Annotated in this window: 20 protein-coding genes, 1 pseudogene and 1 riboswitch; of the genes and pseudogenes, 9 read left to right on the top strand and 12 right to left on the bottom strand. The window is 60.1% G+C overall.

What is annotated here, in order from left to right; genetic code table 11:
- Nucleotides 1–62 precede the first annotated feature (62 nt).
- The 5 genes from ACQ4OE_RS13075 to ACQ4OE_RS13055 all read right to left on the bottom strand — a co-directional run bounded on the left by ACQ4OE_RS13075 (nt 63) and on the right by ACQ4OE_RS13055 (nt 9,617).
- On the bottom strand, nt 63–2,798 hold the full coding sequence (locus ACQ4OE_RS13075; protein WP_430946872.1) for a LuxR C-terminal-related transcriptional regulator: 2,736 nt from the start codon (nt 2,796–2,798) through the stop codon (nt 63–65).
- A gap of 187 nt (nt 2,799–2,985) precedes the next feature.
- Complete coding sequence (locus ACQ4OE_RS13070; RefSeq protein WP_122595435.1) at nt 2,986–4,350, bottom strand: DUF1329 domain-containing protein; 1,365 nt, start codon at nt 4,348–4,350, stop codon at nt 2,986–2,988.
- A 27-nt stretch (nt 4,351–4,377) separates the two neighbouring features.
- On the bottom strand, nt 4,378–6,267 hold the full coding sequence (locus tag ACQ4OE_RS13065; RefSeq protein ID WP_122595436.1) for a DUF1302 domain-containing protein: 1,890 nt from the start codon (nt 6,265–6,267) through the stop codon (nt 4,378–4,380).
- 336 nt (nt 6,268–6,603) lie between these two features.
- Nucleotides 6,604–8,286: a fatty acid--CoA ligase gene (locus tag ACQ4OE_RS13060; protein WP_430946871.1), complete on the bottom strand. Its 1,683-nt coding sequence runs from the start codon at nt 8,284–8,286 to the stop codon at nt 6,604–6,606.
- A 146-nt stretch (nt 8,287–8,432) separates the two neighbouring features.
- A complete protein-coding gene (locus tag ACQ4OE_RS13055; protein ID WP_122595438.1) occupies nt 8,433–9,617 on the bottom strand; it encodes an MFS transporter in 1,185 nt (394 codons plus the stop codon).
- Between the two features lie 85 nt (nt 9,618–9,702).
- Between ACQ4OE_RS13055 and ACQ4OE_RS13050 the strand changes: the two genes are divergently transcribed.
- Complete coding sequence (locus ACQ4OE_RS13050; RefSeq protein WP_122595439.1) at nt 9,703–10,467, top strand: AraC family transcriptional regulator; 765 nt, start codon at nt 9,703–9,705, stop codon at nt 10,465–10,467.
- A 124-nt stretch (nt 10,468–10,591) separates the two neighbouring features.
- Here the strand turns inward: ACQ4OE_RS13050 and ACQ4OE_RS13045 are convergent, their stop codons facing one another.
- Nucleotides 10,592–11,221 (bottom strand): LysE family translocator, encoded by a 630-nt coding sequence (locus ACQ4OE_RS13045; RefSeq protein ID WP_430946870.1) that lies wholly within the window; start codon nt 11,219–11,221, stop codon nt 10,592–10,594.
- A gap of 91 nt (nt 11,222–11,312) precedes the next feature.
- Here ACQ4OE_RS13045 and ACQ4OE_RS13040 point away from each other — a divergent pair, with 91 nt between their 5' ends.
- The 3 genes from ACQ4OE_RS13040 to ACQ4OE_RS13030 all read left to right on the top strand — a co-directional run bounded on the left by ACQ4OE_RS13040 (nt 11,313) and on the right by ACQ4OE_RS13030 (nt 14,146).
- Nucleotides 11,313–12,278, top strand: a complete 966-nt coding sequence (locus ACQ4OE_RS13040; protein WP_430946869.1) for a 2-hydroxyacid dehydrogenase — start codon at nt 11,313–11,315, stop codon at nt 12,276–12,278.
- A 32-nt stretch (nt 12,279–12,310) separates the two neighbouring features.
- Entirely contained in the window at nt 12,311–13,309 is a 999-nt protein-coding gene (locus tag ACQ4OE_RS13035) for a class I SAM-dependent methyltransferase (RefSeq protein ID WP_122595442.1), read from the top strand.
- Between the two features lie 39 nt (nt 13,310–13,348).
- A riboswitch (yybP-ykoY riboswitch) is annotated at nt 13,349–13,473 on the top strand.
- Nucleotides 13,474–13,561: 88 nt separating this feature from the next.
- A complete protein-coding gene (locus tag ACQ4OE_RS13030; RefSeq protein ID WP_430946868.1) occupies nt 13,562–14,146 on the top strand; it encodes a TMEM165/GDT1 family protein in 585 nt (194 codons plus the stop codon).
- Nucleotides 14,147–14,195: 49 nt separating this feature from the next.
- Here ACQ4OE_RS13030 and ACQ4OE_RS13025 read toward each other — a convergent pair whose 3' ends face one another.
- Nucleotides 14,196–15,011, bottom strand: a complete 816-nt coding sequence (locus ACQ4OE_RS13025; protein ID WP_430946867.1) for a M48 family metallopeptidase — start codon at nt 15,009–15,011, stop codon at nt 14,196–14,198.
- A 104-nt stretch (nt 15,012–15,115) separates the two neighbouring features.
- Between ACQ4OE_RS13025 and ACQ4OE_RS13020 the strand changes: the two are divergent.
- Nucleotides 15,116–16,510 (top strand): annotated as a pseudogene (locus ACQ4OE_RS13020) (HAMP domain-containing protein); the annotation flags it as partial.
- 12 nt (nt 16,511–16,522) lie between these two features.
- Nucleotides 16,523–17,365: a methyl-accepting chemotaxis protein gene (locus ACQ4OE_RS13015; protein ID WP_430946942.1), complete on the top strand. Its 843-nt coding sequence runs from the start codon at nt 16,523–16,525 to the stop codon at nt 17,363–17,365.
- 45 nt (nt 17,366–17,410) lie between these two features.
- On the opposite strand, the gene ACQ4OE_RS13010 is transcribed toward ACQ4OE_RS13015, so the two are convergent.
- Genes ACQ4OE_RS13010 through ACQ4OE_RS13000 form a run of 3 tightly spaced genes read right to left on the bottom strand, consistent with a single transcriptional unit; the run spans nt 17,411 to nt 18,522 of the window.
- Entirely contained in the window at nt 17,411–18,034 is a 624-nt protein-coding gene (locus ACQ4OE_RS13010; protein WP_122595446.1) for an SOS response-associated peptidase, read from the bottom strand.
- Nucleotides 18,035–18,069: 35 nt separating this feature from the next.
- Entirely contained in the window at nt 18,070–18,330 is a 261-nt protein-coding gene (locus ACQ4OE_RS13005; protein WP_007912819.1) for a putative signal transducing protein, read from the bottom strand.
- A gap of 9 nt (nt 18,331–18,339) precedes the next feature.
- Complete coding sequence (locus ACQ4OE_RS13000; RefSeq protein WP_064392893.1) at nt 18,340–18,522, bottom strand: CPXCG motif-containing cysteine-rich protein; 183 nt, start codon at nt 18,520–18,522, stop codon at nt 18,340–18,342.
- Between the two features lie 142 nt (nt 18,523–18,664).
- Between ACQ4OE_RS13000 and ACQ4OE_RS12995 the strand changes: the two genes are divergently transcribed.
- On the top strand, nt 18,665–19,828 hold the full coding sequence (locus tag ACQ4OE_RS12995; RefSeq protein WP_430946866.1) for a 1-acyl-sn-glycerol-3-phosphate acyltransferase: 1,164 nt from the start codon (nt 18,665–18,667) through the stop codon (nt 19,826–19,828).
- A gap of 60 nt (nt 19,829–19,888) precedes the next feature.
- Here ACQ4OE_RS12995 and ACQ4OE_RS12990 read toward each other — a convergent pair whose 3' ends face one another.
- Complete coding sequence (locus ACQ4OE_RS12990; RefSeq protein ID WP_122595448.1) at nt 19,889–20,167, bottom strand: hypothetical protein; 279 nt, start codon at nt 20,165–20,167, stop codon at nt 19,889–19,891.
- A 193-nt stretch (nt 20,168–20,360) separates the two neighbouring features.
- On the opposite strand from ACQ4OE_RS12990, the gene ACQ4OE_RS12985 reads away from it, so the two are divergent.
- Nucleotides 20,361–20,567 (top strand): hypothetical protein, encoded by a 207-nt coding sequence (locus ACQ4OE_RS12985; RefSeq protein ID WP_008083982.1) that lies wholly within the window; start codon nt 20,361–20,363, stop codon nt 20,565–20,567.
- A gap of 160 nt (nt 20,568–20,727) precedes the next feature.
- On the opposite strand, the gene ACQ4OE_RS12980 is transcribed toward ACQ4OE_RS12985, so the two are convergent.
- Complete coding sequence (locus ACQ4OE_RS12980; RefSeq protein WP_008086137.1) at nt 20,728–21,312, bottom strand: YajG family lipoprotein; 585 nt, start codon at nt 21,310–21,312, stop codon at nt 20,728–20,730.
- Between the two features lie 204 nt (nt 21,313–21,516).
- Here ACQ4OE_RS12980 and ACQ4OE_RS12975 point away from each other — a divergent pair, with 204 nt between their 5' ends.
- Nucleotides 21,517–21,750, top strand: a complete 234-nt coding sequence (locus tag ACQ4OE_RS12975) for a hypothetical protein (RefSeq protein ID WP_007912834.1) — start codon at nt 21,517–21,519, stop codon at nt 21,748–21,750.
- The last annotated feature ends 332 nt before the right edge of the window (nt 21,751–22,082 follow it).

Raw genomic sequence — 22,082 nt, 5'->3', positions numbered from 1 at the left:
GAACGGCGCAAAAAAAGCCCCGAATCTGTCGGGGCGTTTTTTTGTGCCACGGATACGACTGGTTAACTCAGCACACCCAGTTCCTTGGCCCGCGCCACCGCCTGAGTGCGTCGCTCCACTCCCAGCTTGCTGTTGATGTGGCTGGCATGGGTTTTCACCGTATGCAGCGAAATGAACAACTGCTCACTAATTTCCTGATTCGAACAACCCTGAGCGATCAGGCGCAGAACCGCCAATTCCCGAGAGCTGAGGTGTTCCGCCGGCAGGCACTCCATGGTGGGACGAGCGGGTGCGGCGGGTAATTGCTGCTGCAACGACAAACCCTGCGCTGTCGACGCAAGCGTCGAAAGTTGCCCGCGCATCCAGTCAGGGTAACCATTCAATAACCCGTCGAACGGCTGAAGCACCCCACCCGCCGCAGCCTCCAGGGCCAGTTCGAACGCCTTGCGTGCCTCTGCCTCGCGCCCGCCGCCCAGCAATAAAGCCACTTTCTGCGTCAACGCCATCACGCTGAGCAACTGTCGCCCTGTTTGCTGACCATTTTCATGCAACACATTCAGACGCCCTTCGGCGAGCATCCGTCGTCCCTGAATCACATCCAGAAGCGCCTGTTGCAGCTCCACATGCAGGGGCAACTGTGGATGAAACTCCGGCGGCGCGGCAGCGCGTTCACCTGTGTAGGTTTGCCCCAGTCGCGCCAGCCAGGCTTCGGCCAGATCGGTGCGGCCCTGCGCCAGCCACAGTTCGCATTTGACCAACGTGATCATCGCCAGATAGTAGATCGGCGGTACGTCCCAGATGTGCATCAGCCGCTCGGCTTCGGCCAGTTCCGCGAAGGCTTTGGCGAACTCGCCGGTAGCGCCGTCCAAGCGGGCAATCACGCAATGGCCGATCAGCACGCTGATGTCGCGACAGGCGCGAGCCTCGCCAATACCGGCCAATAATCGCGTGCGGGCAGCCTGTGGCTGCAGGCGCATCGCCAACAGAAAACCTTCGTACAGCGTCAGCCGTGCGCGCACCGCGTACAAGCGTTGCGGCGACAACCCTCGCAAGCGATCCAGACCCAGATGCACTTCCGTGAGCGCACGCAGAATTTCACCCCGCGACTGCAGAACGCGGGCCCGGTCGTAATGCGCCAGCGCTTCGAACAAGGGATTGCCGACACGCTGCGCCAACTCCAGCGATTCGCGGTTAAGCCCTCGGGCACGCCACAGATCACCATCGGCTATGGCCAGATTGGACAAGGTCGACAAGCACATCAACCGCTGGCCGTAACGCTTGGCCGGCAAACTTTCCAGCGCTTCGCTGCAATACTGCAGGGTCAATTCGCGATGGCCGCGCCCTCGGGCAATAATGCCGCTCAAGGCCAGCCACTGCGCCAGCATCGACTTTTGCGCAGTGGCCGAGGGCGCCGGCAGAAACCGGCTCAGGTGACTGGATAATTCTTCGGCAGCATCGAGCTGGCACGCCAGCCCCAGCGCCCAACTGTAGAGAACGATCAAGCGCGGCGTACTGATCAGCAGACTGTCGGGCAGATCCATTTTCCAGCGCAGCAACATGCCGATGTTCTGTTCGGCAAGCAGTTGTTCCTCGGAGAGGTTTTGCACCAGATTCGCCGCCACGTCGAGATGACCGGCGCGCAACGCCTGCTCCACCGCTTCGTCGAGCAACCCCTGAGCGTTGAACCAGCGGCAAGCGCGCAGATGCAGCGTCGCGGTCGGCACCATCGCCTGGGCGATCGGACGACTGCGCAGCAGATCCGAGAACAAATGGTGATAGCGATACCAGTGGCCATGCTCGTCCAGCGGCACCAGAAACACCTGATGCGCCAGCAGGAAACGCAGAATCTCGGCACTGTCATGGGCTTCGCGCACGGCATCGCAGAGTTCGCTGCAAAAGCGTTCCTGTGGCGCCGTGTCGTAGAGAAACGCCTGCACTTCGGCCGGCAGGCAATCGATGACTTCTTCGAGCAGATAGTCGCGGATCAGCCCTTCCCCGCCGTTCAACGCTTGCGGCAACGCCGCATCGCTCCCCGCCTCGGCCACCGCCAGCAGCCAGAAACGCAAACCGGCGACCCAGCCTTCGCTGCGCTGGATCAGGCTTTCCAGCGCCTCGCCGCGCAGTGAGGTGCTGTGCCGATCAAGCAGGCTCAGCGCTTCGTCGTGGGTCAGGCGCAGATCCTGTTCATGCAGTTCAAGTAACTGTCGCGACAGGCGCAAGCGCGCCAGATGCCAGTCCGGTCGTTGTCGACTGGTGACCATGACCAGCAGGCCATCGGGTAAATGATTGAGGAAAAATTGCAGGCAACGGTCGAGCACCGGGCCTTGGGCAAGATGGTAATCGTCGAGCACCAGCAGCAGTGGCGCCGCCGGGTCAAGTTGAAGCGCCAGCTCATCGAGCAAGCCGTCGAGCCATTCTTCGAAGGCAAATGGCTGATGCCGCTGGCGCATTTTCAGCAGGCCCAACGCGCGGCTGCCTAACTGTGGAAAGAAGTCTTGCAGGCCTTCGAGCAAGCGTTCGAGAAAGCGCCCCGGGTCGTTGTCCCGTGGGCTCAACCCCAGCCAGAGGCTTTGCCAATGCGCCGGCAAGCCCTGACAAAACTCCACCGCCAGCGAACTCTTGCCAAACCCGGCCGGGGCGCTGACCAGCAACAGCCGTCCACCGAGCCCGGCTTGCAGGCGTTCGCAGAGTCGTGGTCGCAGCACGTATCCGTCGGGTAATGGCGGGCGAAAAAAGCGCCCGTCCAATGCCGTGACGGCAACACTTGCAGGACCCGGAAGTGGGGACAGATCAGTCATGGCCGGCTCTTGTTCGAATTGCTGTTGGCGGCGTTGCAGATGTCCGCAGACTAGCCTTAAACGTAGCGGTAATGAAGGTTACTGCTACAAATGGCTACAAAAGTCTTTGCAAAACGTTCCAGAAACAAAAACGCCCCGAACCAGTCGGGGCGTTTTTACGAGGATGCGGCCTCGGGGTTACAGCGGTTTAGCGAACACCATCCTGACGCAGGGCGGCTGGAGTGAAGTCGCTGGTGGTGGCGGTGAAACCGAAGTCATACGCCTGCTTCTCTTCGTTCTTCATGCCCAGCGCCAGGTAGCGGCCGGACTGCAGGTCGTAGAGGGTTTCGAGGGCGTACCACGGCACTTGCTTGTCGTAGTAGTTCTCGGCATGCGCCTCAGCCACACGCCACAGCTGACCACGACCGTCGTAGTGGTCGATCACCGCGGCTTGCCAGGTGTCCTCGTCGATGTAGAAGTCACGCTTGGCGTAGATGTGGCGCTGGCCTTCCTTCAGGGTCGCAACCACATGCCAGACACGGCGCAGCTCGTAACGCGCCAGATCCTGGTTGATGTGGCCGGCCTTGATGATGTCGGCGTATTTCAGTTTCGGATCGTCGAGCTTGTAGCTGTCGGAGGCGATGTACATCTCTTTCTTGCCCTCGAGCTTCCAGTCGTAGCGGTCTGGCGCACCGTTGAACATGTCGAGGTTGTCGGAGGTACGCAGGCCATCCGCCGCGGTGCCCGGGCCGTCATAGGACACTTGTGGCGCGCGACGCACGCGGCGCTGACCGGCGTTGTAGACCCACGCCGAACGCGGTTCCTTCACCTGATCGAGGGTTTCGTGCACCAGCAGCACACCACCGGCCAGACGCGCCGGCGCGGTCACTTTCTGCTTGAAGTAGAACAGAATGTTGCCCGGGTTGGCGGGATCGTAGTCCTTCATCTTGTCGCGGAACACGAACTGATCCTGGAAGTACACCAGACTGAACGAGCCGTTCGGCTGTGGCGTCGCCTGGGTCACCAGACGGGTCACGCTGCCACCGCGATAACGGGTGATGTGGTTCCAGATCACTTCCACACCGGTTTTCGGAATCGGGAACGGCACGGCGGTATCGAAGTTTTCCAGACCGTTGCCGCCAGACACCAGGTTGGTGGTGGTGGCGTTCTTCTTGATGGCGGCGAACACATCATCCGGCACGGTCGCGCCGCGATGGGAGGTGTAGACCGGCATCTTGAAGGTGTCCGGATAGCGCTTGAACATCGCGTACTGGCCCGGCGCGAGTTTGTCCTTGTACTTGTCGACGTCTTTGGCCGTGATGGTGAACAGCGGCTGCTCACTGGCATACGGGTTGGACAGGAAACCCTTGCTGTCGACCGAACCGGCATTCTTCGGCAGCGGTTTCCAGGCCGGGATCGAACCGTCGGCGTTACCGGCCATTTCGGCGCCCATCGGCGTCAGGCTTTTGCCCAATTTGTCGGCTTCGGCAGCGGGTACGGCCGCCATGACGCTGGTCGCCAGCAGCGACAGACCCAGAACACCGGCGTGGAACAGACTCTTTGTTATTTTCATATGTGTGTTCGTCCTGAAATGCAGTGCTTAGAAGTTCACGCCGAAGCTGAGCGCAACGAAGTCGCGGTCGTCCACGGTGGTGTACTTGCCGTCGAAGAAGTTGGTGTAAGCCAGGCTCGCGGTGTAGGTGTTCTGGTATTCAGCGTCGACACCGAGGCTGACCGCTTTGCGCCCTTCCTCGAAGTTACCGCCAGGGCCTGGCGAGTAGCCGCTGACGTCATGGGACCAGGCCACGTTCGGCTTGAGGTTCACGCCGGCGAATACGTCGTTGTATTCCCAGATGGCGCGACCGCGGTAGCCCCACGACATCGATGTGGTGAAGCCGTCGTTGTCGCAATTGCGGCTGCGGTTGTTCTGTGGCGACCCTGGTCCTGCACCGTTGATGGTGCTGGCGTTGAGAATGTTGGCGCAGGTATTCACACCACCCGTTGCCGGCAACTCGCCCGGGCCATACACCGGATCGCGGCCATAACGCATGTCAGAACGGCTTTCGAGCCCGCCAACGTAGGTCGCGCCGACTTCGCCGACGAGGGTCAGACGGCTGGCGCCCATGACCTGATCGAAGAAGTGCGTGAACGTTGTCTGGATCTGAGTGATTTCCTTGCGCTCATAGCCATGCAGATCCTGGCCAGGCACGCCGGTGAGCAGCGAAGCGTTGGTCAAAGCGCCGCCCAACGGACGGACACCGGCGAACAGGATGTCGGTGGAGTTGAGTTGCACCGGCGCGTTCGGACGGTAGCTGATCTCACCGCTCCACGCCGTACCGGTAGGCAGGGTGGTGGAGAAGCTCAGGCCGTAGAGGCGAATGTCTTCTGGGTATTCAATGAAGTAATTCGAGTTGCCCGCGACCAGCAGCGGAGCGAGCGCGGCAAACGGCCCCGGCAGTGCGCGCGCAGTGTTGTAGACCGATTGCGGCGCACCGGTGGCGCTGAAGATCGGCGCACGGCTGTGGTAATTCATGAAGTAGGCGCCGAACTCGGTGTCCAGAGGTTCGTACATGTACTTGAAGGAAGCGCCCCACTGGCCGCTGTCACGGGCATCCCGGTCGGCGCCACGGCGCACCAGAACACCTTCTTCGTCGACGTTGACACCGTTGGCGGCCAACGGCCCCAAAGCAATGGCCGGAATTTGCGAACGCTTGTTCAACACGCGCAGGTTGTTGTCGCAACCGTCGGCAACGATGTCCGGCTGTGAGAAGAAAGTGCCGCAGTTGTCGACGACGGTCTGGTCCCATTCCAGTTGATAGAACGCTTCGGCCGAGAGGTTCTCGGTCAGGCTCTGGGACACGTAGAACATGTTGACCGGAATCAGGCCTTCCTTGATTTCGGCACCCGGACGACGGAACGCGGACACGTCGATCGGGTTGATCGAGTTGATGCCGCCGCCGATGAAGGTACTTTCACCCCAGCTCACGACCTGCTTGCCCAGACGCACCGAGCCCGGCTGATCGGCAACCGAATAGTTGTGATAGACGAAGGCGTCGAGGATCTGCCCGCCGGAAGACTTGGCGCCTTCCTTGCGGTTGCTGTCGCTGATGTCCTTGAACTGACGGCTTTCGTCCTTGAGTTCAAAGTCGTACCAGTATTTGCCACGGACGAACACACCGGTGTCGCCGTACTTCAGTTCAAGGTCATGGATGCCCTTGAAGATCTTCGAGAAGGTTTCGCCGCTCTTGAAGTTGGCGTGGCCGTCATCGGACGTCTGCGACAGGCCATGGCCGCCGTTGTTGACGCCGATGAGGTTCTTGTTCGGGCTCTGAGTAGACCAACTGGCACCGATCGACAGAGACGAGTCGAACTGGCCTTCGATTTCACCGACGTTGAAACTGACGCCGAATGCGGGCCCGGCGAGCGAAGAGGCAATACTGACCGCCAGAGGCAGTTTTGCCCGGCGCCAGAACTGGTTTACTGAGGTCATCGACGCTACTCCATGTGCATTATTGTTATGGCAGTGAGTACTTTTAAAAACGCTGTGGAGGACCGGGCGCCAAGGCTGCCCGAACTCACTCCAAAGTTGCTCGCCCCGTCTAGTGCGTGTGCTCCGTTCTTAAAAATCCTTGAGCGGACTATAGCCAGCAGGGGGTACTGCTTGATCCCTCTAAAGTGTGATTTGCAGCTGCCGACCACTCTGGAACAGTCCTTTCGCCAGTCCGACACATGTCGGCACGGCAAGGATGGCCTAATTTTTCGATTTCACAAGCCAAGCGCTTGCTTGGTGGGCCTGGCGCGCCGATTTCGGCGCGCCGGCAGACACTCAAAGTGTCGAGAGGAAGGTGCTGTTGTTGGCCTGCCATTCAGTGATGTCGAGGCGGATGCGCTTCTTGTCGAGCTTGCCGACACTGGTCTTGGGAATTTCGGTAACAAGGGCGATCTGACTCGGGATCGCCCACTTGCTCAAGTGCCCCAGTTCCACGAACGGCTTGAGGTGTTCCTTGAGCTCACGCGCGCCGATCACGTGCCCTTCACGGATCACCAGCAAGGCAAAGGGGCGCTCGCCCCACTGCGGATCGGCGATGCCCACCACTGCTACTTCGCGTACCGCGACGTGACGGCTGATCAGGTCTTCGAGGTCCAGCGAGGAAATCCACTCGCCGCCGGTCTTGATCACGTCCTTGATGCGATCGCGGATGTCGATCACGCCCATGCTGTCGAGCGTGGCGACGTCACCGGTGTGCAGCCAACCACCGGCCCAGAGCTCGGCGCCCTTCTGCGGTTCGTTGAAATAGCCTTCGGTGAGCCACGGCGCGCGCAGCACCAGCTCACCCTGGGTTTCGCCGTCAGCAGGAAGGAAATTGCCTTCAGTGTCGACGATCGCCGCTTCCACCAAAGGTCCCGGCACACCGGCCTTGATTCGATAAGTGGTGCGTTCGTCTTCGCTGCCGGCCATCAATTCATCATTGAGGTGCGCACAGGACACCAGCGGTCCGGTTTCCGACATGCCGTACGCCGCAGTGAGCTGAATGCCTTTGCTCTTGGCGGTTTCGTACAGCGTGCGATTGAGCGCACTGCCGCCGATGACGATTTTCCAGCCGCCGAAATCGGTGCCCTGCGCGCCTTTGGCGTTCAGCAGCATCTGCAGAATGGTCGGTACGCAATGGGAGAAAGTGACCTTCTCCTTGCGCCACAGCTCAACCAGATATTCTGGATCGTAGCGCCCCGGATAAACCTGCTTGAGCCCGAGCATGGTCGCCACGTATGGCAAACCCCAGGCGTGAACGTGGAACATCGGGGTGATCGGCATGTACACATCGTTGGTGCCGAGCAGGCGCACGCTGTCGATGGAGCCCATGATCGTCGACACGCCCATGGTGTGCAGCACCAGTTGCCGATGGGTGAAATACACGCCTTTCGGATTGCCGGTGGTGCCCGTGGTATAGAACGTGGTGGCGACCGAGTTTTCGTCGAAGTCCTGGAAGTCGTATTGCGGGCTTGCCGCTGCGAGCAGTTGCTCGTATTCACCAACCAGATTCGGCAGCTCGGCGGTCTTCTCCGGCAGATCGGTCAGCAGCAGGGTTTTCTCGACCGTGGTCAGGTGCGGCGCAATCGCCTGGTACAAACCGACGAACTCGCTGTTGACCAGCACAAAGCGATCCTCGGCGTGGTTCATGGTGTAGAGAATCTGTTCCGGCGACAGGCGCACGTTGATGGTGTGGATCACCGCGCCAATCATAGGGATCGCGAACATGCATTCCAGGTAACGATGACTGTCCCAATCCATCACCGCCACGGTGTCACCGGCCTTCACACCGGCCGCCGTCAGCACATTGGCCAACCGCGCAACACGCTCGATCAGCGTCGGATAACTGTAGCGAATCTGGTCACGGTAGATGATCTCGCGGGTTTTCTCGTAACGGGCGCCGGACATCAGCAACCGTTTGATCAGCAATGGATACTGGTAGGCCCCATCGGCCGGGGGAATGACGCGAGTCTGCAACATAAGAATCCCTTTTCTGACTGCACGGTGTTGGCGTAGAGATTGGTACTCTAGAACCCTTATACGTCAGCCAAATCAGCCAAAGGAATGATTTGCAGAGCCGTACAAATGCTAGCTTTGCGCCAGCATTTGCCTGTTTTCATCATCGGTCAGGCGGTTTGTCCCACAGCCTCTTCAGAAGGCGTGCGTGGGAAAACCACCGCCGCGAGGAAGGTCAAAGCGCCGAAACCCGCAAGAATCAAGTACAGGCCTACGAAACCGTGGCGCGGTTCGACATAGGAAATCAGTGGAATCGCCGTCGCACTGGCGCCGAACGATAAGCAGTAACGCAGGGCGAAGACCCGTGATTGCCACTGCGGGGCGACGAAGTTGGCGACCATCGCATCGTTGACGGTGACCTGACCGAACACCACGAACATGAACGCTGCACCGAGGGCAATCACCGCCCAGCCATCGGCATAGGCCAGCGCAAATAACAGCGGTGCCTGGCACAGCGTCAGGACAATAAACGGCCATTTCAGGCTGAGACGATGTAACACACGACCAATGCTCAATTGCGCGACCGCACCGAAGGCATAGGCCAGACTGACCACCACGCCGAGGGTTTGCGGCGAGGCAAACAGCTCATGCAAACGTTCCTGAAACAGCTTCGGATAGGTCATGGTGGTGGCGTTGAACACCACGCCGCCGGTGGCCGTGGCCAGCGCCAGCACGCCGAACACCATGATCATCGAAATACGCTGGCCGGCGGCACCTTTGAGTGGTGTGTGCGGGCGCTTCGGAATGGGTTCTTCACGCACCTGCAAGGCGAAGCCAATCCCCAGCACAATCGCCACTGCGCCCGGAATCAGAAACGCCGAGCGCCAGCCGAACTGCGCCACCAGCAACCCTGTGATCAGCGCCGAAAACGCCACGCCCAGATTGCCCCACATGCCGTTGATGCCGATTTCGCGGCCACGATTCTGCGCGTAAGCCACCAGCATCGCCGTACCGACCGGGTGATAAATTGCCGCAAAAATACCGATCAGGGTCAGGCCGATCACCAGCATGCTCGGGCTGTTGCTCAGCCCGGTGAAGATCGCCGAAACGCCGATACCGAAGAAAAACACCAGCATCATCTGCCGGCGGCTCCAGTGATCGCCGAGCCAACCGGCGGGTAGCGAACAGGCGCCGAAGGCAATGAAGCCGCCCAGCGACAAGCCGATCAGCGCGGCGTAATCGAGACCGAAGGCCTGAGTCATGCCGAGCACGGCGGCGGGAAAAATCAGCATGAACATGTGATCGATCACATGCGCGGCGTTGATATAGCGAATGACGTTTCTGGATTGATTCATAGCGGCACGCTTTACGTTGTTGTGTGGCGCTTATGCTAAGTTGGCCATAAAGCGCATTCCTGCCACATAAGTCACTCAATCAGACATGTTGATCAGCCATTTCGAACACGGCCCGGTGAGCGCCTACCCCCGGGATTACCTGGACGGCGCGCACCAGCCGTTGCATCTGCATCGTGAGGCGCAGTTGTTGTATGCCGTCAGAGGCATCATGCGGGTGGTCACGGAATCGGGTGCGTGGGTGATTCCACCGAGTCGTGCGGTGTGGATTCCGCCCGAGGTGGGGCACGAGATTTTCATGAGTGGCGATGTGCAGATGCGCTCGCTGTTCATCGCTCCCGAGCTGTCGCCGGCCGCCCTGCAGCAATGCTGTGTGCTGGCGGTGACGCCGTTGCTGCGCGAGCTGATACTGCGCGCGGTGCAAGGCCCGCCGCATGCCGACAATCCGCTGATTCAGCAATTGATGCTGGAAGAACTCGCCAGCCTGGAAAACCTGCCGCTGCACATTCCGATGCCCACCGACCGGCGCCTGCAAAATATCTGTCTGGCGCTGCTGCACACCCCGGATCACCCAAACACTTTGGAAGACTGGGCGCAGCAGGTCGGCGCCAGCTCACGGACATTGGCGCGGCTGTTTCAGCAACAAATGCAGATGAGTTTCAACGCCTGGCGCCAGCAACTGCGCTTGATGGAAGCCCTGCCGCGCCTGCTCGCCGGGGACAGCGTGCAGCGTGTGGCGCGGGATCTGGGTTACGGCAGCGCGCGGGCATTCAGCGCGATGTTTCGCCGTTTGCTGGGAGAGAACCCCCGCGACTACCTCAACACCCTGAGCAAACTCAGCCAACTCGTGTAGGAATGACCAACCCCCTGTGGGAGCGAGCCTGCTCGCGAAAGCAATCTTCCAGTCAACTGTGATATCGACTGATCCGACGCCTTCGCGAGCAGGCTCGCTCCCACAGGTTGTTCGCGGTGTTTTCTCAATGCATCTCGGTAAACGCGATTTTCACGCCGAGAGCAATCAGCACCGCGCCCATGGTCCGGTCGAACCAATGCCCCATGCGAGCGAAACCGGCACGCACCCGTTGTTGGCTGAACAGCATCGCCACCAGGCAAAACCAGATCGCGGTCGCGACGGCGAGATAAACCCCGTAACCGGCCTGGATCGCCAGCGGCGTGTGCGGGTTGATCACCACGGTGAACAGCGAAAGGAAAAACAACGTGGCTTTTGGGTTCAGACCGTTGGTCACAAAACCCGAGGTGAACGCGCCACGAGCGGTGCGCACACCGGCCTCTTTATGCAGATCATCGGTCACGGTTTTTGCCGGTTGCGCACGCAACGCTTTGAAACCGATGTACAGCAGATAGGCCGCAGCCGCCCATTTCAAAGCGTTGAACAGCACAATCGATTGCGACACGATCAGACCGATACCGAGCAACGAATAACCGACATGCAGGAAAATCGCCGTGCCCACGCCCAGCGCGGTCCACGTCCCGGCGCGACGACCATGGGTCACGCTCTCGCGCACCACCACGGCAAAGTCCGGGCCGGGACTGGCGACGGCCAGCAAGTGGATCAGTGCAACGGTCAAGAACTCGGTCCAGTACATGGGGGCTCCTTTCGGCCAAGCGTATCAATTTGTTTCATCTGGTAGGCTCGGCAGATTACGCCCAACGCTCACAGCACAAAAGGTACAGTTGATGACGAACACGCGCCGCGCGGTATTTCTTGATCACCCTTCGCTGGACCTCGGCGATCTGGACCTCAGTCCGTTGCGTGAGTGTTTCAGTAATCTGCAACTGTTTGCCCAGACCTTGCCCGAACAAGTCAGCGAACGCCTGCGCGGCGCCACCGTCGCCATTTCCAACAAGATCCTGATCGACGCCGCCGCGATGGCCGCCAACCCTGATCTGAAACTGATCCTGATCACCGCCACCGGCACCAACAACGTCGATCTGGCCGCCGCCCGCGCCCACGGCATCACCGTGTGCAACTGTCAGGGTTACGGCACGCCGTCGGTGGCGCAACACACGATCATGCTGCTGCTTAACCTCGCCACGCGCCTGGCCGATTATCAAAAAGCGGTGGGCGAAGGGCGCTGGCAACAGGCCAAACAGTTTTGTCTGCTCGACTATCCGATCGTTGAACTGGAAGGCAAAACCCTCGGTTTGCTCGGTCACGGCGAACTCGGCGGTGCCGTCGCGCGGCTGGCCGAAGCGTTCGGCATGCGCGTATTGCTCGGACAGATTCCCGGGCGCCCGGCTCGCCCGGACCGTTTGCCACTGGATGAGCTGCTGCCGCAAATCGACGCCCTCACCCTGCACTGCCCGCTCAACGAACACACCCGCCACTTCATCGGTGCCCGCGAACTGGCCTCAATGAAACCCGGCGCATTCGTGGTCAACACGGCACGCGGCGGACTGATCGACGAACAGGCGCTGGCCGACGCCTTGCGCAATGGCCACCTCGGCGGCGCGGCTACCGATGTGTTGAGTGTTGAGCCACCGACTCAAGGCAATCCGCTGCTCGCTGCCGACATTCCGCGCCTGATTGTCACCCCGCATAACGCCTGGGGCAGCCGCGAGGCACGCCAGCGCATCGTCGGCCAATTGACCGAAAACGCTCAGGCGTTCTTCAGCGGTAAGGCGCTGCGGGTCGTCAGTTGATAAACTGCGGCACTTTTTTTTGAGGAGCAGTTATGGATCCGCGCAGTGAAGTACTGCTTCGTCAGCCCGAGTTGTTTCAAGGTTCGCTGTTGTTGGCCGGTTTGCCCGCCGACGATTTGCTTGGGCGCCTGCCTAACGCGTTTGGCTGGTGCTGGCATGCCGGCGATCAAGCCGCGCTGGACGCCCGCTTCGAAGGGCGCAGCCATTTCGGTGTGAACGTGCCGGAGCGCGAGTTCGACAGCGCCGTGGTGTTCTTGCCCAAGTCCAAGGATCTGACCGATTACATCCTCAACGCCGTGGCCTCGCGTCTGGCCGGGCGCGAGGTGTTTCTCGTCGGCGAGAAGCGCAGCGGCATCGAAGGCGCGTCCAAGCAGCTCAACCCGTTCGGCAAGCCGCGCAAGCTCGACAGCGCGCGTCATTGTCAGTTGTGGCAAGTGACCGTGGCCAATGCGCCTGAAGCGAAATCTTTGGAAAGCCTGGCGCAGACGTATGAATTGCCGTTGGCCGAAGGCCCGCTGAAAGTCATCAGCCTGCCGGGTGTATTCAGCCACGGTCGCCTCGATCGCGGCAGCGCCCTGCTGCTCGATCATCTGGACAAACTGCCCAGCGGCCACTTGCTCGACTTCGGTTGCGGCGCGGGCGTGCTGGGTGCTGCGGTCAAACGTCGCTATCCGCACAATCAGGTGACGTTGCTCGACGTTGATGCGTTTGCCGCTGCCAGCAGCCGTTTAACGTTGGCGGCGAATGGGTTGGAAGCCGACGTGTTGACCGGTGACGGTATCGATGCGGCGCCGATGGGTTTGAACGCGATTCTGAGCAACCCGCCGTTCCACGTCGGCGTGCACACCGATTATTTCGCCACCGAGAACTTGCTGCGAAAAGCGGCCAAACATCTGAAAAACGGCGGCGAACTGCGCCTGGTTGCGAACAGCTTCCTGAAGTATCAACCGCTGATCGAAGAGCATCTGGGCGTGTGTGCAATCAAGGCCGAGGGCAATGGTTTCCGGATTTACCGGGCCAAGCGCGGCTGAAAATTTGTTCTTGCCGAAACGGATTTGCCTAGGCAGAATCCGCTCCGTCCTAGGGGAGTAGTCTCCCACGAGCGCCAAGCTCGTCCGGCATACGTCAACATACTTGATCCTCAGATCATGGCGTATGCGACCCAAGCGTCCGCAGCAGACGGATCGCAGGGTTTGACAAGACCTATGACACGCACACCTTACCCGGGGCGGGAAGGCTGTACGTGTCATAGCCGTGTCGACCCGCCCCTTAGGAAAATCCTGATGCTGGACTCGTTACTCGTTCCCACCGCAATCGTTGCCTTGGCCGAAATCGGCGACAAGACGCAACTGCTCGCGCTGATTCTCGCCGCTCGCTTCCGCAAACCCTGGCCGATCATTGCCGGTATTGTCGCTGCGACCCTGGCCAACCACGCAGCAGCCGGTGCGGTAGGCGCCTGGTTCGGCAGTTTCTTCTCGGATGCAGTGCTGCACTGGATTCTCGCCGCGAGCTTCACCGCCACCGCGCTGTGGACACTCGTCCCGGACAAGATGGACGACGATGAAGCCAGCACCGCGCGCAAATTCGGGCCGTTCCTGACCACGCTGATCGCGTTCTTCCTCGCGGAAATCGGTGACAAGACCCAGATCGCCACGGTGATGCTGGCCGCGCAATATCCGGAGCTGTGGCTGGTGATTATCGGCACCACGGTGGGCATGTTGATTGCCAACGTGCCGGTGGTATTGGCCGGTAACTTTGCCGCCGACAAATTGCCGCTGACCTTGATCCGCCGCCTCGCGGCGTCGGCGTTCATGATTCTGGCGATCGTTGCGGTGTACAAGGCGATGCAGAGCAGCGGCTGGGTTTAACCCTGATAGAAGGATCGTTCCCACGCTCCGCGCGGGAACGATCACCGACTCAGGACTTCGGCGCTTTTTCGTACAACGGCATTACCTTCGGAATCGCCGCCTGCAACGCCGCAGTGCGGCTACTGGAAGACGGGTGAGTACTGAGGAACTCCGGCGGAGCACCTTCGCTGGCCTTGCTCATTTTCTCCCACAGCGTAATTGCCGCATTGGGGTTGTAACCGGCCCGAGCGGCGAGCTCCAGACCGATCAGGTCAGCCTCGTTTTCATTGGTGCGGCTGTTAGGCAACGTCATCAACAGACTCACACCATTGTTTCCCACCTCCACCAGCGCAGGTGGCGCACCCGCCGCTATCGCCATCTGTTGCGCCATTTGCACGCCATAAGACTTCGACAAGGCCTCGCGACCATGCTCACGCAAGGCATGTGCAATTTCATGGCCCATTACCGCAGCCGTCTCATCGTCGGTCAGTTGCAGTTTGTCGAGCAGACCGGTGTAAACGATGATCTTGCCGCCAGGACCACAGTTGGCATTGAGCTCATCGCTCTTGATCAGATTGACTTCCCATTTCCATTGCGCCGAATCCGGCCGGAACGTCGGCGCCTGAGCAATCAACCGATCGGCGATGACCTGAATGCGTTTGGCATCGGCGCTGGTCTTGTCGAGCACATTCTTGCTGCTCGCATCACCCAGGGTCTGCTGATAATCCTGGGCATACGCTTGATTGACCTGCTCGCTCGACACCAGACTGAACATCCGCTGCTGACGAACCACCCCGACCTCACCGGCACTGGTGGTGTTCACCGTCTCGCAACCATTGAGCAACAGCACCGAGCCCAGTACACCCGCCATCAGCGACTTGTTCATCCCATCACTCCTGATATCCGCACTCTGCGATAGGCAGACTGTAGTAGGAAAAAATTCATACTGAACTGACTGCCCTGCCGGCTAAAGGTTCTGCACCTGTCTGAATGCGACACGGGCACATCCAAAACGGTCAATTCTGCCGCTGGCGCTCATGCCCATGGGACCGTCTGCCGATACATCAGCGCAGACGTCCTCTTGCGTGCGGAGCTCCCATGAAGTTCAAGTCGATCCAGTTTTCCGTCGCCGCCCTGGCCGGCGCCATCGTCCTCAGCGTGGTCGCCGCGCTGGTGCTGTACGCGTTGTTTTCCGGCGCCCGCACGCAAGAAATGGTGCAGCAGCGCACTCAGGCGCAGTTTGAGCAAGTCATCGAACAACGCCTGACGTCGCTGGCACAGACTCAGGTCAGCCAGATTCAACGCGAACTCGAAGCGCCGCTGCTGATTGCCGGCGGACTGGTGCGGGTCAACGCCCTGCTCGGCACACCGGCCGCCGATGGCCAACCGCGCCTGAACGTCAGCCGCGAACAACTGATCAGCCTGATCAAAGAGAACGTCGACAAGAATCCGAAGATCCTCGGCACCTACATCGGCTGGGAAAAAAACGCCCTCGATCACAATGACGCAGCCTATGTCGGCACCAGCGTGGTCGGTATCGATGCGGCTAACGGGCGCTTTCTGCCGTGGTGGTTCCGCAACGACGACGGCAGCCTCGGCCTCGACAAACTGGCCGACGTCGATGATCAGAAAACCCTGTCCACCGGCGTGCGCGCCAGCGAGTACTACCTGTGCTCGAAGGAAAGCAAAAAAGCCTGCGTGATCGATCCGGCGCCTTATAAGGTCGGCGACAAGATCGTCATGCTCGCCTCGTTCATTGAACCGATCATGCTCAACGGCACGTTCCAAGGCATCGTCGGCGCCGACCTGTCGGTGAACTTCATTCAGGAAATGCTTCTGGCCGCCAACCAGAAACTGTATGGCGGTGCCGGGCAAATGGCCCTGATCGGCGGCAACAGCCGAATCGTCGCCTACACCCAGGACCCGAGCAAATTCGGCGAAAAAGTCAGCGATATTCTCGACGCCGAGCAGATTGCCAATCTGGCCAATCTCAAGCGCGGCGAAGTGACTTACTCGGTGAACAAGGACAAGGGCCGCATCGAGTTGTACCTGCCGTTCGGGCTCGGCCAGACCGACGCGCGCTGGACGCTGATGCTGCAGTTGCCGCTCAACGCGGTGATGGCGGATCTGCAAAAGCTGCAGGGGGATCTTGAGGCCCAGCGCAAATCCGACACCTTCGGCATGGCCATGGTCGGTTTGATCATTGCGGGCATCGGCCTGTTGGTGATCTGGCTGGTCGGCCATGGCATCGCCCGACCGTTGAAACAAATGGTGGCGATGCTCGATGACATCGCCAAGGGCGATGGCGATCTGACTCGGCGCCTGAGCAGTGATCGCAGCGATGAACTGGGCTCGATTGCCAAAGGCTTCAATACCTTCCTGAGCAAGTTGCAGGCAATGATCACGCAAGTGGTGACGTCGGTGCAGAGCGTCAGCGATTCCTCGGAACACACCGCTGACATCGCCATTCGCACCAACATCGGCATCCAGAAACAAATGGCCGAGATCGATCAGGTCGCCACCGCCGTGCAGGAAATGACCGCCACAGCCCAGGACGTGGCGCGCAACGCGACGCAGGCGGCGCAAGCGGCCAGCCATGCCGATCAGGCGGCGAGTCAGGGCATGCAGATCGTCCGCGATACGTCTAACTCGATTGGCGTGCTGGCGCTGGAAATCGGCAAAGCGGTGGGCGTGGTGCAGACCCTGGCCAAGGACAGCGAGAACATCAACGCGATTCTCACGGCGATTCGCGGGATCGCCGAGCAGACCAATTTGCTCGCGTTGAACGCGGCGATTGAAGCGGCCCGCGCGGGCGAGCAGGGTCGTGGTTTTGCCGTGGTGGCGGACGAGGTGCGCAACCTGGCGCAAAAGACGCAGAAGGCCACCGAAGAAATCCAGAGCATGATTCAGCAACTGCAACAGGGCACCCGCGATGTCGTACGGGTCATGGAAGACAGCCAGAACCGCACCGACCAAAGCGTGCAGCACGCGGCGAAAGCGGCCGAGGCGCTGGAGACGATTACCCAGGCGGTGTCGGTAATCAATGACATGAACACGCAGATCGCCAGTGCGGCGGAAGAGCAGAGCGCGGTGGCGGATGACATCAACCGCAATGTGATCAATATCGGCCAAGTGGCCAATGAAGTGGCGGGCGGCGCGGATGAGTCGAGTTCGGCGAGTGCCGATCTGACCAAACTGGCGGAGCAACAGCGGCGGTTGATCAATCAGTTCAAGGTCTGAAGACGTCGGAAGGTTTTTCGAACCTTATCGCGAGTAGGCAATGCATCAACCCGGGGTCAGACACTCCGGCCCGTTGAGCTTCGGATCATTGATCAGATTCGCCAGCACCCGCTCGCGCAACGCCGCCGGTTCACTGGCCAGCAAACCCTGCAACACATGCAGCGGCGTCTCGGGATCGAGCCACGCCGCTTGCCCCGCCTCATCGAGAATCAGCGGACGGCGCTGACTCGACGCGGGCTGAGTGATCACCGCCGTACTCAACCAGACCTGCTCCTGCACCGGATACGCCTCCCAGATCGCTGCGAAAAACAGCGATGAGCCCTCCCCCGGCGTCAGCCAGTACGGGCGTTTGCGTTGGGTGCCTCGCCATTCGTAAAAACCATTGGCTGGCAGCAGGCAGCGACGCTGGCGCAGCGCCTCGCGGAACATCGGTTGCTCGGCCACGGTTTCGGCCCGGGCATGCGCCGGGGTTTTCGACAGATCGGTCAGCCACGGCGGTGTCAGCCCCCAGCGCGCTCGCGCCAAGGTGCGCTCGCCATCTTCACCGGCACGCAACATCAACACCGAATCATTGGGGGAAATGTTCCACTGCGCCTGCTGATCGGCGGGAAAACCTGGCAGGGCCGCAAACTCGCGGTTCCAGCGAAACAGGGCATAACGTCCACACATGGGGCAACAAGACTCTAAATAAAACGATCGTCAGCCTAACAGACCAGCGTCCCGGGGAAACTCTCCGGTTCATCGCCGGGCAGCGGCAGCGCGGCATTGTACGCGGTGATCAACTCTCGGGCATATTCGGCCTGATCGTTGTCGACCGACAGCCCCAACAGGCCGAAGATCGGCAACTCCCCGGTGCCGCCGAGCAAATCGCGGCCAATCAAGTGCGCCTCGATGCCTTCGCTGGCGAGCATGCCCTTGAGCATTTCCCCTTCCATCAGGTTTTCCGGCTCGTAGATTCGCTGCATGGGCGCGCCTCACTCGTTTTCGCTGAAGACTTCCAGAAACCAATCCTCTCCATGGACCTGCAAGACGAACGTGATTGGCCGGCAACACACCTGACAGTCTTCGATATAGGTCTGATCGCCGCCAGACAGGTCCACCGTCGTCTCAACAACCTCCCCACAATAAGGACAATCATACTGAGCGGTTTCCAGCATCGCGGTCTCCCAAGTGACTTGTGCGTATAATCGCCGGTCTATTTGCAGGGCTATTTTTGTCTGGCTACTTTTTCAGACCGTGCCCCGTTGGTTTTCGATCAAAACCTTTACTTACCCTAGCCGTTTCCAACAAGAGAGCATGATGGGCGAATTCGATGCCATCCGACCTTACGACGACAGCGAAGTACCTGTGGTACTGGCAAGACTGCTCGGCGACAAGGCGTTTCTAGATATCCTCACCCACTTCCGCTTCCCGCGTTTTGCCGGTGCCTTCGGCTGGATGCTCAAACCACTTATAGCCCATCGGCTGCGTCGTGAGTTCGCCGACGTGACGTCGGTGGCGACGTTGCAGGACAAGGTCGAGTCCTACGTCGACCACACCATCGAGCGCGCCACCGACGGCGTGACCTACACCGGTGTCGAGCAATTCAAGTCCGGCAGCGCCTATCTGTTCATCGCCAACCACCGCGACATCGTGATGGACCCGGCCTTCGTCAACTACGCTGTGTACCACGCCGGCCTGCCGACACCGCGCATCGCGATCGGCGACAACCTGCTGCAGAAGCCGTTTGTCAGCGACCTGATGCGTTTGAACAAGAGCTTCATCGTCCACCGTTCGATCACCGGCCGTCGCGAGAAAATGGCCGCGTATCAACTGTTGTCGGCGTACATCAACCATTCGATCCGCAATGATTGCGCCTCGATCTGGATAGCCCAGGCTGAAGGTCGGGCGAAGGATGGCGACGACCGCACCGAGTCGGCGATCCTCAAGATGTTCCACATGAGCCGCAAGGATGAGCCGTTCGGCGAAGTCATTCAGTCGCTGAACCTCACCCCGGTGTCGATCAGCTACGAATACGACCCGTGCGACCAGGCCAAGGCCCGCGAGCTGTACATCCGCGCCACCACCGGCACCTACGCGAAAGCGCCGGGCGAAGATGACGTGAGCATTGCCAAGGGCATCACCGGTTACAAGGGCCGGGTGCACGTGAACTTTGCACCGCCCATCACTGAGTTGTTCGAAGACACCAAGCAATTGGCGGTCGAGATGGACAAGCAGATTCTCGGCGGCTACCGCTTGTTCCCGGTGCATTACCTGGCGTACGCGCAGTGGGCCGATGCCGATCCGCAACTGACTGTGCCGAAGGCTGCCGAGGTGTTCCCGGCGGATGAACTGGCCAAAGCGCAGGAAGAGTGGCAGAGCCGACTGGACGCTTGCCCGCAGGAGCATCGTCCGTTTCTGGTGCTGCAATATGCGACGCCGGTGCGTAATCAGTATCGCGTGAAGGCCGGGTTGCCGTTGTAACCGGTATCAACAGACGCAAAAACGGCGCCCTCGGGCGCCGTTTTTTTTTGCCTGAAGCTTTTAGAAGCGCGTGCTGATCCAGGAAACGATCAAGGCCAGAGCCAGGCAGGCAAAACCGAAACGATAGAAAAACCGGTTCATGCGCAGGGTCGCCCAGTCCAGCAGCGGTTCGGCATTGGGCTGTGCCTGGCGCTGCGCGGCGATACTGGCCATGGCGCGTTGTTCACGGCGGCGAGTCGCGTGCAGCAGCCAACTGCCTGGAAACGCCAAGAGCAGCGCCAGCAGGTTGATCAATTTGGCGGGATGGGCGGTAAACAGCGTCATCAAGTGCAGCGACATCACAGACCTCTATCTAAACCGGTATGGCAGGCGCCAGATCGACGACCGCGGCGCGGATTCTACCGAAACCGGAGTGCCCTGCCCCAGCCTTTGCGACAAATTACATGACAATCGACCGATGGCTGTCCTGTGTCACGGCTTCGTCATGTGGATAAACCAAGATGCGCGCCTCGAAACGCACATGGAACGCGACATGCTTCACGCTGAAAACCAGGATCGCCTGTACCTCATCACTCCTTACGACGAACAGCAAAGCCTGGTCGGCAGCCTCGCCTTCAATGTTCAGGATCGCCATTGGCTGGTGTATTGCGCGCTGGGCGGGCATCAACATGCGGATTTGCCCGAGACGGATTTGCTGACCGGCGTCAGCGTGCTCGACTTCTATTCCCAGGCTGCCTGAATGAAACTCCCCGTGTAGGAGCTGCCGAAGGCTGCGATCTTTTGATGTGGGGTTTAAGATCAAAAGATCGCAGCCTTCGGCAGCTTCTACAGGGAATCGATCTGCATAAAAAAGCCCGGAACCATCACTGGCCCCGGGCTTTTTTGCATCAACCGAAAGCTTACTCGGCGAGCACCTGACCCACTGTCGGGTCCTTGAACAGACGTGTCAGCGCATCGCTCAACACATCGCTGACCAGTTTGGTGTTGGTTTCCTGGTTCGGCGCCATGCCGAAACGCTGGTCCAGCGACGCGCCATAACGGCCGCTGTAGCGGCGGTTAGCGTTCTGCACGTCGGAGCGGAAGGTCGCGCCGATGGTGGCTTCAGTCACGTACATGCCTTCTTTCGGCGACTGATATTTCAGCTCGGCGAGGGTCACGGTCAGCTGTGGCGCATTCGGCGCGTTGTTGGTCGGGGTGAAACCGAGCAGGCGCACGGCGGCTTCAGCCTGAGCCTGCAACTTCGGCAGGATCTGCTCGCGCTGCACGGTGATGGCGCTGGTCTCAGGGTACAGACCGCCACGGGTACCGAGGGTTGGCGACGGACGACCGTCGACTACACGCACAACAACAGGCTGGCCACGACCGACCGCAGGCAGCTGGGTGGTCAGCTTCGGCTCCGGGTTCAGTTGTTGCGGGCTGTGGGCGCAGCCGGCCAGGGTCAAACCGGCCACAGTGATCAAACCGAACAACAGGCGTTGCAACATGCTCTTCTCTCCAGAATCAGGCACAAACAGGCCGGCAGTATAGCGGTGGGCCACTGCGGGTAACCAGCGCCCGACAGCGAATACTGAAATGTCTGACAAACCCCGTCGAAAGCGGTTCCTGTCACAGATTGTTCACCCGCCATACACCTTCACGTCACGGCGCATTGGCAACCTTGCAATCAGTCCCCCACAAGGTACTCAGCCATGCGTTATCTGATCTCGTTGTTCGCCCCTCGTCCGCTGCATCGCAGCTTCGCCCTGCTCGACCGCAACGGCCATTGCCAGGCATTCAAGCAATGCAGCCTGCAACCGATGGGCGACGGTTGGGTGGAAATCGAAGAAATCCGCCTCAACTGGTTGCACCAGCCATTGCCCGCCAGCGCCCGCGTCATAGCGTCGCAGCCCCGCGCACGGGTGCAAGCGATGTTGAGCATCTGACCGGATGCCTAATAAAAGTCATTAAACACGACCAACTCCCCGCATTTCTTCGATACAATCTCCCCCCGATTATAAGGACGTCTCCTGATCGGGCCCCGCAACAGCGTCAATGCGCATGCATCGACACCCAAAATCGCCCACAGAGAGCCGCCCACACAGATCGAGTGAAGTTGGCGCGCTTGCCTGTTCTTCCGGCAAAAACCCCGCTTTTCGCGAATCTGCAGAGCTGTCATGACGCTCGGCCATCGCGTTGTTTTTGCCCCTGCGGGCACGGTGCCAGGCTGTGACAGCCCTTTTTGAGGTTCACGTCTTCAAAAGAGCGTGAAAAAAAC

Source organism: Pseudomonas sp. WC2 (genome assembly GCF_050586545.1).
In the GTDB taxonomy this organism is placed as follows: Bacteria; Pseudomonadota; Gammaproteobacteria; order Pseudomonadales; family Pseudomonadaceae; genus Aquipseudomonas.
This window is presented reverse-complemented; position numbering and strand designations above follow the sequence as displayed.

What these genes read in the sequence shown, in the direction of transcription:
- ACQ4OE_RS13040 (WP_430946869.1), top strand. Translation starts at nt 11,313, where the DNA reads ATGACGAACACGCGCCGCGCGGTATTTCTTGATCACCCTTCGCTGGAC.
- ACQ4OE_RS13045 (WP_430946870.1), bottom strand. Translation starts at nt 11,221, where the DNA reads ATGTACTGGACCGAGTTCTTGACCGTTGCACTGATCCACTTGCTGGCC.
- ACQ4OE_RS13030 (WP_430946868.1), top strand. Translation starts at nt 13,562, where the DNA reads ATGCTGGACTCGTTACTCGTTCCCACCGCAATCGTTGCCTTGGCCGAA.
- ACQ4OE_RS13065 (WP_122595436.1), bottom strand. Translation starts at nt 6,267, where the DNA reads ATGACCTCAGTAAACCAGTTCTGGCGCCGGGCAAAACTGCCTCTGGCG.
- ACQ4OE_RS12985 (WP_008083982.1), top strand. Translation starts at nt 20,361, where the DNA reads ATGCTTCACGCTGAAAACCAGGATCGCCTGTACCTCATCACTCCTTAC.
- ACQ4OE_RS13025 (WP_430946867.1), bottom strand. Translation starts at nt 15,011, where the DNA reads ATGAACAAGTCGCTGATGGCGGGTGTACTGGGCTCGGTGCTGTTGCTC.
- ACQ4OE_RS12995 (WP_430946866.1), top strand. Translation starts at nt 18,665, where the DNA reads ATGGGCGAATTCGATGCCATCCGACCTTACGACGACAGCGAAGTACCT.
- ACQ4OE_RS13010 (WP_122595446.1), bottom strand. Translation starts at nt 18,034, where the DNA reads ATGTGTGGACGTTATGCCCTGTTTCGCTGGAACCGCGAGTTTGCGGCC.
- ACQ4OE_RS13005 (WP_007912819.1), bottom strand. Translation starts at nt 18,330, where the DNA reads ATGCAGCGAATCTACGAGCCGGAAAACCTGATGGAAGGGGAAATGCTC.
- ACQ4OE_RS13015 (WP_430946942.1), top strand. Translation starts at nt 16,523, where the DNA reads ATGATCACGCAAGTGGTGACGTCGGTGCAGAGCGTCAGCGATTCCTCG.
- ACQ4OE_RS12980 (WP_008086137.1), bottom strand. Translation starts at nt 21,312, where the DNA reads ATGTTGCAACGCCTGTTGTTCGGTTTGATCACTGTGGCCGGTTTGACC.
- ACQ4OE_RS13060 (WP_430946871.1), bottom strand. Translation starts at nt 8,286, where the DNA reads ATGTTGCAGACTCGCGTCATTCCCCCGGCCGATGGGGCCTACCAGTAT.
- ACQ4OE_RS12975 (WP_007912834.1), top strand. Translation starts at nt 21,517, where the DNA reads ATGCGTTATCTGATCTCGTTGTTCGCCCCTCGTCCGCTGCATCGCAGC.
- ACQ4OE_RS13075 (WP_430946872.1), bottom strand. Translation starts at nt 2,798, where the DNA reads ATGACTGATCTGTCCCCACTTCCGGGTCCTGCAAGTGTTGCCGTCACG.
- ACQ4OE_RS12990 (WP_122595448.1), bottom strand. Translation starts at nt 20,167, where the DNA reads ATGTCGCTGCACTTGATGACGCTGTTTACCGCCCATCCCGCCAAATTG.
- ACQ4OE_RS13070 (WP_122595435.1), bottom strand. Translation starts at nt 4,350, where the DNA reads ATGAAAATAACAAAGAGTCTGTTCCACGCCGGTGTTCTGGGTCTGTCG.
- ACQ4OE_RS13055 (WP_122595438.1), bottom strand. Translation starts at nt 9,617, where the DNA reads ATGAATCAATCCAGAAACGTCATTCGCTATATCAACGCCGCGCATGTG.
- ACQ4OE_RS13000 (WP_064392893.1), bottom strand. Translation starts at nt 18,522, where the DNA reads ATGCTGGAAACCGCTCAGTATGATTGTCCTTATTGTGGGGAGGTTGTT.
- ACQ4OE_RS13035 (WP_122595442.1), top strand. Translation starts at nt 12,311, where the DNA reads ATGGATCCGCGCAGTGAAGTACTGCTTCGTCAGCCCGAGTTGTTTCAA.
- ACQ4OE_RS13050 (WP_122595439.1), top strand. Translation starts at nt 9,703, where the DNA reads ATGTTGATCAGCCATTTCGAACACGGCCCGGTGAGCGCCTACCCCCGG.